At 45.7% G+C, this 16,345-nt stretch carries 19 protein-coding genes; 18 read left to right on the top strand and 1 reads right to left on the bottom strand.

Annotated features, from left to right (window positions below; all coding sequences use genetic code 11):
• Positions 1-124: 124 nt before the first annotated feature.
• The 14 genes from J6U00_RS04620 (at position 125) to J6U00_RS04555 (ending at position 12,313) form a co-directional block, all read left to right on the top strand.
• A complete protein-coding gene (locus tag J6U00_RS04620) occupies positions 125-1,558 on the top strand; it encodes a SecD/SecF family protein translocase subunit (RefSeq protein WP_296579531.1) in 1,434 nt (477 codons plus the stop codon).
• On the top strand, positions 1,555-2,526 hold the full coding sequence (gene secF, locus J6U00_RS04615; RefSeq protein WP_296579528.1) for a protein translocase subunit SecF: 972 nt from the start codon (positions 1,555-1,557) through the stop codon (positions 2,524-2,526). The genes J6U00_RS04620 and secF overlap by 4 nt, the downstream gene beginning before the upstream one ends.
• Positions 2,527-2,666: 140 nt before the next feature.
• Positions 2,667-3,761, top strand: a complete 1,095-nt coding sequence (locus J6U00_RS04610) for an FHA domain-containing protein (protein ID WP_296579525.1) — start codon at positions 2,667-2,669, stop codon at positions 3,759-3,761.
• Between the two features lie 8 nt (positions 3,762-3,769).
• A complete protein-coding gene (locus J6U00_RS04605; RefSeq protein WP_296579524.1) occupies positions 3,770-4,537 on the top strand; it encodes a PP2C family serine/threonine-protein phosphatase in 768 nt (255 codons plus the stop codon).
• Positions 4,538-4,578: 41 nt separating this feature from the next.
• Complete coding sequence (locus J6U00_RS04600; RefSeq protein WP_296579522.1) at positions 4,579-4,812, top strand: hypothetical protein; 234 nt, start codon at positions 4,579-4,581, stop codon at positions 4,810-4,812.
• 71 nt (positions 4,813-4,883) lie between these two features.
• Positions 4,884-5,252: a hypothetical protein gene (locus J6U00_RS04595; RefSeq protein ID WP_296579520.1), complete on the top strand. Its 369-nt coding sequence runs from the start codon at positions 4,884-4,886 to the stop codon at positions 5,250-5,252.
• A 26-nt stretch (positions 5,253-5,278) separates the two neighbouring features.
• Entirely contained in the window at positions 5,279-5,959 is a 681-nt protein-coding gene (locus J6U00_RS04590) for a hypothetical protein (RefSeq protein ID WP_296579517.1), read from the top strand.
• Between the two features lie 153 nt (positions 5,960-6,112).
• A complete protein-coding gene (purB, locus tag J6U00_RS04585; protein WP_296579515.1) occupies positions 6,113-7,552 on the top strand; it encodes an adenylosuccinate lyase in 1,440 nt (479 codons plus the stop codon).
• A gap of 113 nt (positions 7,553-7,665) precedes the next feature.
• On the top strand, positions 7,666-8,403 hold the full coding sequence (locus J6U00_RS04580; RefSeq protein ID WP_296579512.1) for a hypothetical protein: 738 nt from the start codon (positions 7,666-7,668) through the stop codon (positions 8,401-8,403).
• Between the two features lie 13 nt (positions 8,404-8,416).
• Positions 8,417-8,920, top strand: a complete 504-nt coding sequence (gene rimM / locus J6U00_RS04575; RefSeq protein ID WP_296579510.1) for a ribosome maturation factor RimM — start codon at positions 8,417-8,419, stop codon at positions 8,918-8,920.
• A 3-nt stretch (positions 8,921-8,923) separates the two neighbouring features.
• Entirely contained in the window at positions 8,924-10,147 is a 1,224-nt protein-coding gene (locus J6U00_RS04570) for a hypothetical protein (RefSeq protein WP_296579507.1), read from the top strand.
• A 50-nt stretch (positions 10,148-10,197) separates the two neighbouring features.
• Positions 10,198-10,917: a hypothetical protein gene (locus J6U00_RS04565; protein WP_296579505.1), complete on the top strand. Its 720-nt coding sequence runs from the start codon at positions 10,198-10,200 to the stop codon at positions 10,915-10,917.
• 54 nt (positions 10,918-10,971) lie between these two features.
• Positions 10,972-11,670, top strand: coding sequence for a tRNA (guanosine(37)-N1)-methyltransferase TrmD (trmD, locus tag J6U00_RS04560; RefSeq protein WP_296579504.1), 699 nt, complete (start codon positions 10,972-10,974; stop codon positions 11,668-11,670).
• Positions 11,671-12,040: 370 nt separating this feature from the next.
• Positions 12,041-12,313: an HPr family phosphocarrier protein gene (locus J6U00_RS04555; protein ID WP_019679940.1), complete on the top strand. Its 273-nt coding sequence runs from the start codon at positions 12,041-12,043 to the stop codon at positions 12,311-12,313.
• Between the two features lie 94 nt (positions 12,314-12,407).
• Here J6U00_RS04555 and spoIVB read toward each other — a convergent pair whose 3' ends face one another.
• On the bottom strand, positions 12,408-13,631 hold the full coding sequence (spoIVB, locus tag J6U00_RS04550; protein ID WP_296579501.1) for a SpoIVB peptidase: 1,224 nt from the start codon (positions 13,629-13,631) through the stop codon (positions 12,408-12,410).
• Positions 13,632-13,747: 116 nt separating this feature from the next.
• Here spoIVB and J6U00_RS04545 point away from each other — a divergent pair, with 116 nt between their 5' ends.
• The 4 genes from J6U00_RS04545 to J6U00_RS04530 all read left to right on the top strand — a co-directional run bounded on the left by J6U00_RS04545 (position 13,748) and on the right by J6U00_RS04530 (position 16,341).
• Positions 13,748-14,269: a hypothetical protein gene (locus tag J6U00_RS04545; protein ID WP_296579498.1), complete on the top strand. Its 522-nt coding sequence runs from the start codon at positions 13,748-13,750 to the stop codon at positions 14,267-14,269.
• 210 nt (positions 14,270-14,479) lie between these two features.
• The gene (locus J6U00_RS04540; protein WP_296579495.1) at positions 14,480-15,463 is read left to right on the top strand and encodes a biotin--[acetyl-CoA-carboxylase] ligase; all 984 of its coding nucleotides are present in this window, start codon (positions 14,480-14,482) and stop codon (positions 15,461-15,463) included.
• A gap of 56 nt (positions 15,464-15,519) precedes the next feature.
• Positions 15,520-16,194, top strand: coding sequence for a TIGR00266 family protein (locus J6U00_RS04535; protein ID WP_296579492.1), 675 nt, complete (start codon positions 15,520-15,522; stop codon positions 16,192-16,194).
• Between the two features lie 3 nt (positions 16,195-16,197).
• Positions 16,198-16,341, top strand: a complete 144-nt coding sequence (locus J6U00_RS04530) for a hypothetical protein (protein WP_296579491.1) — start codon at positions 16,198-16,200, stop codon at positions 16,339-16,341.
• Positions 16,342-16,345 lie beyond the last annotated feature (4 nt).

The raw sequence follows: 16,345 nt of genomic DNA, 5'->3' as shown, positions 1-16,345 counted from the left end.
TGACTTTTTTGCAAAAATATAGTACAATTAATGTAATTGTCAAAGAGACAGGAAATAAGGGCTCATGCCTTTTCCGAAGAGCTTCGGTAAGGCGGAAAAAGCCCCATATTTAGGAGGCATGACTGTGAAAAAGACAGGCAAAAAAACTTTCTTCATTGTCGTTGCTTTTATCGCTTTGTTTGCTGTTTCGTCGATACTGGGCATTGACAAGCTCTTCGGCGATAACAGAACTACCTATGTCAAGGGTGTTGACGATATCCGTCTTGGTATAGATATCAAGGGCGGCGTTGACGTTACCTTCGGTCCTGCCGGCGACTATGACGCGGATCAGGCACAGCTCGATTCCGCAACAGAAGTCATCAAGACCAGACTTTCTTCACTCGGTATCACAGATAACGAGGTGTACAGCGATATTAAGAGCGACAGAATCATCGTTCGTTTCCCTTGGAAGGTCGGCGAAACAAACTTCGACCCAGAGGCTGCTGTTAAGGAGCTCGGCGAAATGGCTGAACTGACATTCCGTAAGGGCACAGATACCACTACTGACGAAGACGGAAATACCGTACCTTCAGGCGAGCTCGTCATTAACGGCGATGATATCGAATCCGCTCAGATGGGCTATCTTCCGACAGACGACGGAAAAAGTGCTGAGTACGTTGTAAGCCTTAAGCTCAAGAAGACCAGCGAAAACGGCGAGCAATCAGGCTCTGAAAAATTCGCTGCCGCTACAGCAGAGCTATCAGGCTCGGATACACCTATTTCCATATGGATGGACAATACTATGATCTCAGCTCCTACCGTAAAGAGCACTATTACCGACGGCTCAGCTCAGATCACAGGTAACTTTACCGCAGAAACCGCAGCAAAGCTCGCAAACCAGATCAATTCCGGTGCTCTCCCTTTCAAAATGGAGACCAAGAGCTTCAGGACCATATCTCCTACAATGGGTGAGGGTTCACTCGACGCTATACTTCTTGCAGCTCTCATCGCTTTCTGCTGCATAGCAGTATATATGATAATCCTTTACAGACTTCCCGGCGTTGTTGCCGTTATCGCACTCTGCGGCCAGGTAGCAGGTTCTCTTGCAGCTGTTACAGGTTGGTTCGGATTCATGAAAGGCTCAACTCTCACTATTCCCGGTATCGCAGGTATCATACTTGCAGTCGGCATGGGCGTTGACGCAAATATCATTACCGGCGAGCGTATCAAGGAGGAACTTAGAACGGGCAAGTCCCTTGACGCCGCTATAAAGATCGCCTACAAGAAGGCTTTCTCGGCTATCCTCGATGGCAACATCACAAACGTTATCATCGCCGTTATCCTCATGGGAGCTTTCGGCGTTCCCGACAGCTTCTTCTCGAAGATACTTAACAAGACGATATTCTTCGCATTCGGCGCTACTGCTGAGGGCGTTGTTTACTCCTTCGGATTTACCCTGCTCGCAGGCGTTATCTGCAACTTTATCTTCGGAGTATTTGCTTCAAGACTTATGGTAACATCACTCTCCAAGTTCAAGTGCTTCAAAAACAGAAAGCTTTACGGAGGTGACGTGAAATGAGCAAGAAAAATACTCAGAAGGAAAGCGTAAGCACTCCCGCAAAGGTTTATAACTTCTGTTCCAAGAAAAAACTTATCCTCGGCGTTGTCATAGCGGTACTTTTAGTATTCATCGGCGCTGCAATAATCAGGGGTATCCACCTCGCTATCGAGTTCAAGGGCGGTACCCTTATAACCTACACCTATCAAGGCGACATCAACACCAATGAGGTCGCAGATGCTGTAAAAGATATCGTAGGCTCGACAGTTACGGTAAGAACAGGTGAGAGCCTTGACTCAGGCGGAAAACAGGTAACAATCTCCTTTACCTCAGATCAAGGACTTACAGCCGACAGACAGACAGAGCTCACATCAGCTCTCAGAGAGAAGTTTGCTTCAAACGATCTCGTTATCTACGATTCAAATGATGTTAATCCCTCATCGGGACGTGAATTCCTGCTCAAGTGCTTCATCGCAGTACTCTTTGCAGCATTCATCGTTATCATATATATCGCAATAAGATTCAGAAATATCGGCGGCTGGTCAGCCGGCGTATGCTCGATATTTGCACTCTGCCTCGATATATTCGTAGCCTTCACAACTACTATAGTATGCGGCTTCAGCATTGACTCCAACATCGTTGCCGTTATACTCACTATACTCGGTTACTCTATCAACAACACTATCGTTATCTACGATAGAATCAGAGAAAACCGCAACCTCATGCCGAAGGCTTCACTTAACGAGCTTATCAACGTAAGCTGCACACAGTCACTTACAAGATCTATCAGAACATCTATCACAACTATCGGTACTATGCTCGTCATCACTATTGTTGTTCTGGCAACAGGCTACAAGTCGCTGCTCAGCTTCTCTGTACCGCTTATGATGGGTCTTATCTCAGGTACGTTCTCCTCACTCTTCGTTGCACCTGTAACATGGTCATGGTGGAAGAACAAATCCGATGCAAAGAAAAAGAGCTCAAAGTAAACTTTCAAACCGCCCTTCGGGGCGGTTTTTTGTTATGCACACTTTCCGATTACACCTTTAACACCTTGCTACTATCATCTTGACTTTGTATTGATTATATTGTATAATATATTGCAGAATCAGCTGAAAGGAGTGGTAACGTGGCTAAGCTTAAATTTTCGGAGAAAAATGGAGAGGTATATATAGTATGCAGACTCATCGGCAGCGAAATGCTCAACGAACCCGAATACCGTTATTTTATCGACAATCGCATAAAGGGCTGGCTCGTTCCCTCGATGCAGTCCGCCGATAAGCTGGTATTCACTGGCGCTCACGGAGTCCCCCTTATAGACGTGCTGAAAAGCGGCATAGACAAGACACAGTATTTCCAGATAGTGTCAAATCTTCTCAATATACTTGAAATTGCAGAGAAATGCGGCTTCAATATGCAGAATATCGTGCTTGATCCGAATTATATCATCATAGACCGGCAGACAAAAGAGATTCACCTTTTTTATCTTCCACTCTGGTATAACGAGTCAACCAACGACGGAATCGTCAACTGCCTGCGTAAGATATCCACCTATGCAAGCTACCGCGACCGTTACGACTACGACCGCGTTGACAGCTTCATGAATTTTATCATAAGCAAGCCCGGTTTCAGTATATACGAGGCCAAAAACTATATACACAACGAGGCTCCCGAGCTCTTTGCATTACCGGACAGGAGCGAGTTCAGCAGACCTGCTTCCCAATCCGCTCAGCAGGTGCGCAAGCCGAAAGTGCTGCCCCCTGTGCAGCACAGCGGAGATACTCACGAATTTTCAGCACATAGAGCTGAAAGACCTTTGACACCAGCAACTCAGAAGTCTGAGCCCAAGGTTATTCCTTCCCTCAGGGAGGAAAGAAAGCAGGGGCTCCCAGATCTTGTGAAAAAAGAGATACCTCATACAGAACAGAGATATCCAACTCTTACACGACGCTCAACCGGAGTTACGGTAAATATCGATAAGCCGGTCTTCAGGATAGGCAAGGAACGCAGCCGCGTTGACTTCTGTGTCACCGAAAACCGCACAGTAAGCCGCCTTCACGCCACTATCTATACACGTAGCGGCTCATGCTTCATAGAAGACAACAACTCCACCAATAAAACATACATAAATGGCACTCCCCTCATCCCCGAAAGGGAAATAAAGCTAAAGAGCGGCGATGTGCTCAAGCTTTCAAACGAAGAATTCGATTTCACAGACAGGTAGAGGTCAGTATGAAATACATCGCAGCCTGCGATACAGACGCAGGCATATCAAAATACATAAATCAAGACAGCGTATGCGTCAAGACAGCCGAAACAGGCAGCGGTAAAGCCGCTCTTATACTTGTATGTGACGGAATGGGTGGTCTCTCCCGTGGTGAACTCGCCAGCGCAGAAGTCATACGCAGCTTTGCAGAGTGGTTTGACAGCGAGTTTCCCTTTGAGCTTCCCGACTGGAACTGGGAGACCGCAGCCCGTAATGTCATAAGTCGCCTCAGACGGCTCAACGCCATTATGGTTGACTACGGTATGCACGAGGATATACAACTCGGCACTACAGCTACGGGAATAATAGCCGTGGACTCGAAGTTCATGACATTCCACGTAGGCGATACCCGTATTTACAAGATATCTGACAAGCTCAGCCAACTCACCGACGATCATACCTTCGTGAACCGCGAGGTAAAAAACGGCAGAATGACTCCCGAGGAAGCTAAGACAGATCCCCGCAGGAACGCCCTAGTGCAGTGCGTTGGCGTCACCGCAGATATATTCCCGGAGGTAAAACTGGGAGACCTTGAAAGCGGCGCGAACTATATGATATGCTCTGACGGCTTCCGCCATGTACTTACCGAAAAAGAGCTGTTTGAAGAGCTTTCTCCAGAACGCACCGTCACAAAGGCAGATATGCAGAAAAAGCTCAGGGAGCTCATAGACACAGTCAAAGCAAGAGAGGAAAACGATAATATCACAGCCGCTCTGTTCCGTCCCGAATTCTGACAAACTTTCAAACGCAGCTATCCGCTCAAAGGAGAGGAACTATGACTACAGGAGAGATACTTGTCATCGTGGCAGCTGCCGCGGTGTTCATTATAATAAATCTGATAATGTGGAGCATTATCATAAAAAAGGAACGCAGGGAGACGCCATCTGCAGCAGTTCCGGCTGTTTACAGTGGTATCAGACTTCCAGGAGGCGTTCCCGACGCGGCAGCCGATATGGGGTTCAGGCTGCTGGAAAATACTGTCATCGTCCACACAGACGACAGAATATAATGGGTCATACCTGCCGCTTCACATGCAGACGGCGGTCTGATATATATTTATGATATAGGAGGAAAATCTAAATGGCAAAGGCATTCAAAATTATCAACATACTTCTTGTGGTGTATTACGGCATAATTGCTGTGATCACATTCACAGGTATCTCTGCCGCAGGCACTGCAGCAGCAGGCAAAAGAGGAGCCGACGCTGCCCTTGGCGGTGTAGCTTTTTTCACGGCGCTTATGTTGCTCATACCGACTCTTCTTGTTATTTATATGGCTGTTCAGGGACTTAAAAGAAATTATGATTTGTGCTACAAACTCGCGGCGGTCCTTATGCTTCTGAACATCATATCTTTCGCAATCACAAGCGACAAGAGCACAGCTATTTTCAGCCTTGTATTCTCTATAGTATACTGCTTCATGGCAAAAATGCTGGATTCAAAATACTGATATTAACTTCTTGTAGGAGTTTTATTATGGATAGATTTGATGTTTATCGTGATCAGGAGGCAAAGGCAAGGGAGTATGCCCACAACCGCACTCTGCTCAATAAATGTAACAAAACCTACACAAAACTTATCATAGCATATCTTTTTGCACTGACATTCTTTCCGCTGCTTTCATTCTTTCTAATGCTCGGTAGCGTTTTTGCGGATGATACCATATTCCTGACGTTTGAAAGTTTTATAGTCTATTCGGTAGGTATATATTGCGCATGGCAGGCGGCATACAGAAGGCGCGACCTCTTCGTCGTATTTACTGGCGCCATAGCCATATTAAACCAGATCATACTCTACGTCTTCAAAAAATATGCCAACGGAGAATATCTGAAATACTTCAAATTTGACTCTATCGGCTATACATCAAGGATACATCTGTTCCTTCTTGTGATAATACTCTTAATAGCAGCGGTAAACATGAAGACCAACTATACCTTCCATAAGCTCGAAAAGGAGGACAACTATCCACATTTCAACGAAAGATTCTTTGAACAGGATATGAACAGCAAACAAATTACGATACAGGATCCCTATAAGCAACATTTCGACAAGCTTAAGCAGGCAGCCACAGATCAAATGACAGAGCTTACATTAAAAAACGAAAAGCTGGACGAACATGTTGACAATTACAAAAATAACTATATGGATGATGTGTAAATTATACAGAAATCAGGCATAATTTCATCAAAACTAAGGCGGCTCTCAGCCGCCTTTTTTATTGACACGAAAGATTTATAATGATATAATTAAGGTGATATTCTTTGCGCTTAAAGCGCACATCAATTTTTATTCTAAAGGAGTAAGATCAACATGAGCAGTAATATCAACAGCTATGAAAGCCCCTTCTGCACACGTTATGCAAGCGAGGAAATGCAGTATATTTTCTCTGCGGATAAAAAATTCACTACATGGAGAAAACTCTGGGTGGCTCTAGCAAGAGCCGAAATGAAACTGGGACTGCCAGTTACTGAGGCACAGGTGAAGCAGCTCGAGGAGCATATAAACGACGTTGACTACGAAATGGCAGCTGAGCGCGAAAAAATAACACGCCATGACGTTATGGCTCATGTATTCACTTACGGACAGGCTTGTCCCGATGCGGCAGGCATCATACACCTCGGCGCAACCTCCTGCTACGTAGGCGACAACACCGACGTTATCATAATGCGCGACGCTCTTAAGGTAGTGCGCAGGAAGCTTCTACACGTAATGAACAACCTTGCAAAGTTCGCAGACGAGTACAAGAACCTCCCCTGCCTTGCTTATACCCATTTGCAGCCCGCTCAGCTCACCACAGTTGGCAAGAGGGCTACTCTCTGGCTCAACGAGCTCCTCATGGACTTTCAGGACCTCGAATACCGTATGTCCACACTTAAACTTCTCGGCTCTAAGGGTACAACAGGTACTCAGGCTTCATTTATGGAGCTTTTCGAGGGTGATACCAACAAGATAAAGAAGTTGGAACAGATGATTGCAGAGGAAATGGGCTTCGACGCGGTAGTTCCTGTATCAGGTCAGACCTACTCACGTAAGGTGGACTCAAAGGTGCTAGAGCTCCTCAGCGATATAGCACAGTCCGCAAGCAAATTCTCCAACGATATGCGTATACTCCAGTCCTTCAAGGAAATGGAGGAGCCACGTGAAAAGAAGCAGATAGGCTCGTCCGCAATGGCTTACAAGCGCAATCCTATGCGTTGTGAGAGAATAACTTCTCTCGCACGTTACGTGATGATAGACAGTCTCAACCCTGCATTCACAGCAGGCACACAGTGGTTCGAGAGGACTCTCGACGACTCTGCAAACAAGCGTATCAGCGTAGCAGAAGCATTCCTCGGCATTGACGCTATACTCAATATAATGCTCAACGTTACTAATGGTATTGTAGTATATCCCGAGATGATACGTCGCCGCGTTATGGCAGAGCTTCCATTCATGGCAAGTGAGAACATCATGATGGACGCTGTAAAGAAGGGCGGTAACCGTCAGGAGCTCCACGACCGTATCATGGATTACTCAATGGAGGCAGGCGCTAATGTAAAGGTCAAGGGTCTTGACAACAATCTCTGCGAGCTCATCGAAGCTGATCCTATGTTCATGGTAACAAAAGAGGAGCTTGACGCAGTTCTCAAACCAGAGAACTATACAGGCAGAAGCTCACAGCAGGTAGACGAATTTCTTACCGAGTGCATAAAGCCTATACTCGACGCAAACAAAGACATTCTTGGCGAAAGCTTTGAAATGAAAAATTAGTCAGCTCAATAAGTCATTAACTTGTAGGAACGCACATTGTGCGTCCGTCATAATGTAGTATTATCGGGGGGATAATATCTCCACCTACACAAACACTAAATACTGGAGATACAATGAAAAAAGCACTCATTATCGGCGGAGCTGTTCTCGTTTTTCTGCTCACTGCTTCACTTGTAATATTTGTATTTTTCCCGGGACTTCCCTCCTTTTTCAAGGTGAAATACCAATACAAGCATATCAATGAAAAGCCAAATGCTTTTGAACTCGTATCTGTCAGAGCCGATTTTAAAGAATTCACACTGGATGGCATTAAACTTAAAGCACCAGCCGATTGCAGTTTGAAGCTCGACGGCAACGGTCTGAAATCGGCATCTGGAGAAGTGGAGCTCGTTGTACTGCAAACCAACAACAAAGAACAAGATGAAACCCTTGCTTCATTTCAGGATTACGACCCGTGGGACATATATAAATATGAGCAAGAAGATTACAAAGATTTTTTCAGATCAATAGGGACAGAACCGCCACAGTACGGCTTCAGTTCAAAGATTCTGTTTTACATAAGGGAATATATCACCTCTGCAGACTGTATAAGGATCCGCGGAAAAAATAAGGATATCTTTTTCGAGCTTGCCGATCTAAAGGAAAAAACAATGGAAGCCGAAGATATGCAGAAGCTCAAAAGCAGCAACTTCACAGAATATATCGGCAGAATACATCGCAACGGATATGAAGATATATGGAATCTGTCAATTTTTCCTGACGGAGATGACCTGAACTCATATTTAGTCACGATAAAATGCGGCGACGAAACAACTGCAAAGCAGATAATCAGCTCTATAGAGCTTGAATAACAAAGGATAAGCTATGAAAAAACAATACCTCGAAGCGGGCAAGATAGTCACCACCCACGGCATACGGGGAGAGGTGAAGATAATGCCCTACACCGACAGCCCCGAGCTTCTTGCAGAGTTCGACAGGTTATTCATAGGAAAAGGGCACGAGGAAGTGTTCATCGAGCGCTCCCGTGTGTTCAAAAATACGGTCATTGCCAAGATAGAAGGCGTGGATACTCCAGAAGCTGCGGAAAAGCTCCGCAACAAGGTGCTCTATATGCACCGCGACGACCTTGAACTTGATGAGGATACCTATTTCATACAGGACCTTATCGGTATGGAGGTCCGAGACGCGGACACCGCGGAGGTCTACGGCACTATCGCCGACGTAATGCAGACCGGCGCAAACGACGTCTACGTCATAAAGGGACAGGATAGGGAATATCTCGTTCCTGCCATTGCCGACGTAGTGATATCTACCAATACCGACGAAAACATAATGACTATTCGTCCCCTTGACGGGCTTTTCGACTGAGATATGAAGAATAGCAATATCATATCTATCACTGTACTTGCAGTGTTATTCGCTGGGCTTGCAGTCTGGTCTGTGCTGTTTTTTCCGTCTCACTACAGGAACAAAAACGCCGATATAATACTGATTGGTGAAGAGCACGGTGTGAAGCGATACTACAATATGGAGATTGAATACTGGAAGGATTGCTACGAAAAAAAAGGTATACGCCACCTTTTTCTGGAGCTTCCCTACTATGACGGAGAATTCCTTAATATCTGGATGCAGTCCGATAATGATGAGCTACTTGACAAGATGCTTGAAGAGATTCAAGGCACGGCAAGCGATACGCCTGATTATAAGGAGTTTTTCCACACTATCAAGCGGTATTATCCGGAAACCATTTTCCATGGCACCGATATTGGTCACCAGTATAAGACCACGGGTGCAAGATATCTTGAATATATTTCAGACATGAACTCAGGCGATCTTACACATTCTGAGAACCAACGCATAGCTCTCGAAAACATCGAGCAGGCAAAAACGGCATACAGTGTTAACTCATCAGAATTCTATGCTTTACGCGAGCCCTATATGATATCAAACTTTATCCGCGAGTATGACAATATCGGTCAGCCTAAAATAATGGGTATCTATGGCACATATCATACAGACTTATCTGTGGACAGAATGGCAGGAGCACTTAAAGAGCATTACGGCAATAATATAAGCTTTACTCTGCTCCCGACAAAGTGTTACCGAGGCTGGGGACAGCTCCCAGAATGGGGCATATCTGTTGTGGGCATAGCATTCCTGCTCATGCTCTTCATACCCAATATTTTATGGAGCAAAAGACAGCCCGCAGGCTATGAGGATTCCGCAAAACATGAAAACAAAGTGCTCCTCACACTTGAACGTGCAGGCGAGGCTCTTGTAAGCGCACTTTTGCTTACCGACCGACGGCTTGACCGCTATTCATTTTCACCGCGACTTGGCTATATCATACTTGCACTTGTGCTCATGATTATTTACGAGCTATACTGGATAAAGTATTTCCGAAGCAGTCGTACCCTTGCAGATATGTACTCAGATTACTGCGGATTTCCACTGGCAGGGGCTTCACTGCCCGTATTTGCCACATTCCTGCTGGGTGTTTATGCCTGCAATGCCTTTCTTATCGCAGCGGCGATAATACTTGGCATCGGACACATCGGCATACACCTTATGCATAAAAAAGAAACAGAAAAATAAAAAGAACAAAAGAAAACAGGCTCAACGCAGCCCAAAAGGAGGCATTTATCATGAAAAAGATCTTTGGCGTATTGTTTTTTCTCATCATCGCCGCTATCGGAGTATGCGCATACTTCTTCCCCGGACTTCCCTACTACTACAAGACAAAGCACGAATTTGACGAGACTGGAAGTATATGGTACGATGTCCCCAAGGAGTTGCCGGAGTTGTCCGACGGCTACGACCTCTACTCCTCCCTCGGCGTGCGGATAACTGCATGGAAGGGCATGGAGCCCGTCCGCACTGATGAAAAGGATGCTGTAATGTGGGGCAACAAGGACGATAACCTTTTTGTATCCGTATGCGTGGACACTCTCGGCGAGAATTATGACTTTCTCGATATGACGGGCATAGATCACGAGGATCTCGACACTTACTGCAAGAAAATGCAGAAAACGCCTCCTGAAAATAAATACGAATTCGTCCGCCTTGCTGCTATGCTGACTATGGACGACTTCGACCTCCACAGCAGAAAAAACTCTAAGACAGTATATAAAATCATGAATTGTAAGAACGACATGATACCAGACAAAATGGACCAGATCAGGTTCTATCCCGTTGACGGCGTAGGCTTCCAGGGCTTTCTGCTTACTCAAGACACCCCCGAAGGACAAACTGCTTTTATAAATATTTACCCCGAAAGGGACAAGCGTCACCGCTATATCCTTTCCATGAGCGTAACTGACTGGAACGAGGTTATCGCTATCGCCGAAAGCGTACAGCTTATATGACAGCAATGCAGGAACTGCAATTGAATGCAGTTTCTAACTATAAAGGAGAAAATTATGCATATTGAGATCGCCACACTGTTTCCCGAGATGTGCGAAGCTGTACTCGGAGAAAGCATTGTCGGAAGGGCTCGAAAAGCCGAAAAAATAAGTCTTCACTGCCGTCAAATAAGAGAGTATACCCTCGACAAGCACCGCAGGGTAGACGATACTCCCTATGGTGGTGGCATGGGAATGGTAATGCAGTGCGAGCCGATATACAACTGCTATAAGGCTGTCTGCGAGGAACTTGGTACAAAGCCCCATACTATATATATGTCCCCAAAGGGCAGAATCTTCGACCAGAAACGCGCCATAGAGCTTTCCAAGCAGGACAATATCCTTATTATATGCGGCCACTACGAGGGCGTTGATCAGCGCGTCATTGACAAAATAGTAGACGAGGAGCTGTCCATAGGCGATTATGTACTCACAGGAGGCGAGCTCCCAGCTATGGTAGTTGCGGACACAGTTGCCCGTATGTGCGAGGGAGTGCTATCGGACGAGGTGTGTTTCACAGACGAGAGCATATACAGCGGTCTACTCGAATATCCCCAGTATACCCGTCCCGAGGTATGGGAGGGAGAGTCTGTTCCACCAGTTCTCCTCACCGGTCATCACAAGAATATAGAAGCATGGAGACATGAACAAAGTCTCCGACTCACCGCTGAAAGGCGACCAGATCTTTTAGCTAAATACAAGTTAAATAATGACTGAGCGTTTTTTGCGCTTTTGGGTTTAAGTTTAACATTTATTGCTGTTCCACATATTAACTGGCTGTATATACAAAAAAACATTTTCCCTTTAGAAGAAATCAACATAATCTCGCGTTGAATAATATGCATTTTCAACAATTAGAATCAACATTTTTTTGTGGTGATAATAAACAAGCAAGTTGATAAAAATTCGTTCACATTTAATCTAAATGTAGAATTTAGAGAAAAGATGAAGTATAATCGAAAAAATCCGTTGACGAAGAAAAAAATAGAATGTATAATAAAGTCAGCAAGAAAACAATTGCAAACGACAACACAGTCCTGCATAAAAATGAGAGGGGCTGTAACCACAGAGAATAGGAGAGTTGTTTATGTTTGTTAGAGAAGTAATGGTAAAGAATCAGGTCGGTCTCCACGCAAGACCAGCTACTTTCTTTATTCAGAAGGCAAATGAGTTCAAGTCATCAATCTGGATTGAAAAGGAAGAGCGCAGAGTCAATGCAAAGAGCTTACTTGGAATTCTTTCCCTCGGCATCGTTGGCGGTACAAATGTAAAGGTTATCGCAGACGGAGCTGACGAGAAGGCAGCAGTTGACGCACTTATCGAGCTTGTTGATAGCGGCTTTAGCGAAGAGAACAGATAATTAAAAAGACTATATTTTGGGGCGTTACATTTAGTAACGCCCGCTTTTATTTAGTGCCTGCCGGCAAGGCTGCCGGAGGCACACATTTTATAGCCTAATATAGCCCCTTTGCCATATTTTCGGCAAATATTCCATATCCCCGTGATGGGTCGGCTACGAACACATGAGTGACTGCTCCAGCTAGCCTGCCATCCTGTATCACAGGACTTCCGCTCATGCCTTGAACTATACCGCCAGCAGCTTCAAGAAGCCTTTTGTCAGTTATCTTTATCACCATATTCTTCGAGTCTGAGCTGCCGTAGTCCACACGCTCTATCATAGCGGAGTACCTCTGAGGCTTTTCGCCGGATACAGTGGTATATATCTCCGCAGGGCCCTCCCTTATATCTTGACTGTATGCCATTACGAACTCCTCACATTCTGTGGAAAGCTCTTCAAGTGCCTCCGGCGCGAGCTTACCGTAGATGCCGCTGGTCTTATTGCCATCTAGGACGCCTAAGCTCTCCCCGACGGCAAAGCTACCGCGAAGCTCTCCGGGAGAGCCCTTTGCTCCGCGACGTACATCGGTTATCTCAATAGGCACTGCTTCTCCGCTGTGGACGGGAACTATCCCCCCAGTGTCGGAATCGCATACTGGATGACCGAGCCCTGCAAAGCAGCCGGTGCTCTTGTCAAAAAACGACATGGTCCCTATGCCTGCGATGCTGTCGCGCACCCACATCCCCCCCTTGTAGCAACCACTCTTTCGGGAGAATATAGGCTGGAGCAGCGCGGAAAAGATTCTTCCCCCCCGCTCTACGGAAAGCTCCACTGCTTTTCCGCCAGAAGAAGAGATGATTGCCTGCAAATCGTCGTTTGAGGTTAGTGTTTCACCGTCTGCAAGACGTATTATATCTCCAGTGCATATCCCTGCCTTCTTCGCTGGGCAGCTCATAACACCAATTTCGTCCTCAACATCGCCAAGATCTGTGACCATTACTCCTTCCATAAGGAGCTTTATACCAAATGGCCTTCCGCCCACTGCAAATACAGGAGCCTCAGCTCGGCGCACCTCCACATTCTTTACCGGTATAACGCCAAAGAGGGAGAGAGTTACCTGCTCTGATCCTGCACATCTCCCTGATGCTGGAACTGCTCCATCAAAAGACGCCGAACAGCTCAACTCGGGATATTCAGCTATTTTAAAGGCTTTTCCCGTTTCGACCGTTACAGCCGACGGGAGCCGCAGCGAATAATACCCTGCCGTTCCGAATAATCCGACAAATCCGGCAGATAATAAGGCTGCGGCTGATCTTATTATTTTTCTTTTCAGCAACATTTTTATTTTTTTCCTTTCATGTTCCCAGAGGAACATAATTATTATGCTTCGGCTTTGTAATATTATTAATGTGAAATACACACAGCCGGAATGTACTTATGGAGTAAATATTAAATATGGACCGTAAAAATATGAAAAATTCACCAACACAGCGCTCACATCTCATAACCGCTCTGAAAGTTGTAATGCTAGCGCTCAGTCTGTGGTTCTCATGCGCAATGACTGCTCTTAGCGGCGCAGGACTTATATACAACCGCAGCAACTACGGGGAAGGTCTTGCAAAAACGGGTATATTCCTCGTTATCTCGGCCATTATGATGACTGCTGGAGCCTTTTTATGTCTTTTTAGAAAAAAAATGACAGATATACTTTCAATAATTCTTTCAGTTCCAGGGCTTGTTCTCTGTCTGACCATGCTGTACCATCTTGCCACTCATGCCGACAAAGCTGGCTGGACAGACAAATACTCCCTCCTACCAGTGAGCGATATGTACATACGCCGGATACTACCCTGTATCGCTCCCGTGGTTATGGCGACAACTATAGCGGCAGTACAGCTCTACTCTTACAAACACAGTGAGCAGAAACCTGTAGAAAAAGCTGCAAAACAGAAACAATTCAACGATACTGCCCATTAGTGAACAAAAAACTGTAACAGCAATGAGCTGTTTTTAATCTTTACAGAGGCACGGTAAATATTATACAACGGAAAGGACGGAAAAACCGTCCTTTTTTGCGTATCAGCAAAAAAATTCACACTTTTAGGCGCTATTTTATACTTTTTATCTTGAAATTTTTATCTTTTTGTGGTACAATGTTATCAATATTACCGAAAGGAACATTTTACCATGAACGTAAGATCTGCATTGCTAGCCACTCTTGCCGGCGCAGGCGGAGACTACATATCTGGCGCTGCTCTCGCAGAAAAGCTCGGCGTGAGCCGCAACGCTGTGTGGAAGGCTGTAAAATCCCTTGAAGCCGAGGGCTTTTCAATAAGCTCGATAACTTCAAAGGGCTATAAACTGAACGAAGACAACAATAGACTTTCGGCTGACCTAATACTGCCTCTCCTGAATACAAAGGAGATAGGCAGGAATATAAAAGTCTTTGACGAGGTAGATTCCACAAACAACGTGGTACGTGAACTCGAGACTGAAAAGGCTCCCCACGGCACGTCTGTTGTGGCAAACCGTCAGACCGCAGGCAAGGGACGTATAGGCAGGCATTTCGTTTCTCCTCCAGGAGTTGGTCTGTATCTCAGCGTTCTTGTCCGTCCTAATTTTGATCTTCATTTCGCGCCTATGATAACCGCCGCTACAGCCTGTGCAGCTGCGGAAGCCATAGAAGAGCTATGCGGTAGCAATGTAATGATAAAATGGGTCAACGACCTCTATATGAATGGCAAAAAGATATGCGGCATACTTACAGAGGCTTCCCTAGGACTGGAAATGCGCGTCCTTGACTGCGCTACTATCGGTATTGGCATAAATGTACACAGTATCGGCGACCTCTTCGACGCGGAGCTAAAAAAGACTGCAACTTCCATCGAAGACGAAACAGGTATCAGACTTGACAGGAACAGGCTCTGTGCAGGTATACTCAACCGTCTTGAGATCTATCTCGGAAAAATATCCGACAGGAGCTTCCTTCGCGAATACAGAGAGCGCGAACTTCTCACGGGAAATATGATAACTGCCGTTGTCGGCACGGAAAAGCTCATCGGCGAGGCTCTCGGCATAGACGACAATGCAAACCTTATAATACGGCTCCCCTACGGCGAGATAAAGTATCTTAGCTCAGGCGAGGCAAATCTGTGCAGGATAGTAAACTAATGTCAGAATGCGGATATGACGCATAATATATAATTATTGTCAGGAGGTATTTCAATATGAGATATACTATAATCGGCCAGACCGTACCAGCAGTTGAGTGTGAACTCAATGCAGGCGAGTCAATGTTCACACAGTCAGGCGGAATGATATGGCAGACACAGGGCTTTACCATGACAACAAATGCAAGAGGCGGCGTGGGAAGGAGCCTTGGAAGACTTTTCACAGGCGAATCATTATTCATGGCTAATTACAGAGCTGACATCGCAGGTGCTAGAATTGCCTTCGGAGCCACTGTTCCTGGCTCTATAGTACCGGTAAACATTTCCAACGGTGGACTGATTTGTCAGAAGGGCGCTTTCCTCTGCGCTGAGCAGACGGTTGACCTAAAGGCTGTCTTCACAAAGAAGATTCTATCCGGACTTTTCGGTGGCGAGGGCTTCATACTCCAGCAGCTCTTCGGAAACGGCATGGCTTTCCTTGAAGTCGACGGAGATATGGTGGAGCGCTACCTCAACCCTGGTGAGATACTTAAAGTTGATACAGGAAATGTAGTTGCCTTCGAGCCTACGGTACAGTACGAGATAGAAACGGTAAAGGGCCTCGGAAACATATTCTTCGGCGGCGAGGGTCTCTTCCTCACAAAGCTGACAGGTCCCGGAAAAATAATACTCCAGACTCAAAACTTCAACGACTTCGCAAGCAAGATACTTGCCCTCGCTCCGAAGCGCTAAGCTATGAAAAACTGGTTCATAACCGCCGCAGTTGCCGTGATATACCTGCTTTTCAGCATATTCACGGGACTGTGGGCAATATCATGGATAATATGGGTATTCTACGCTATATACAGAATAGCCGACTATATAAAGTCTCAGCAATAAAATG

Source organism: Ruminococcus sp. (genome assembly GCF_017650195.1).
Classification (GTDB): domain Bacteria; phylum Bacillota; class Clostridia; order Oscillospirales; family Ruminococcaceae; genus Ruminococcus.
This window is presented reverse-complemented; position numbering and strand designations above follow the sequence as displayed.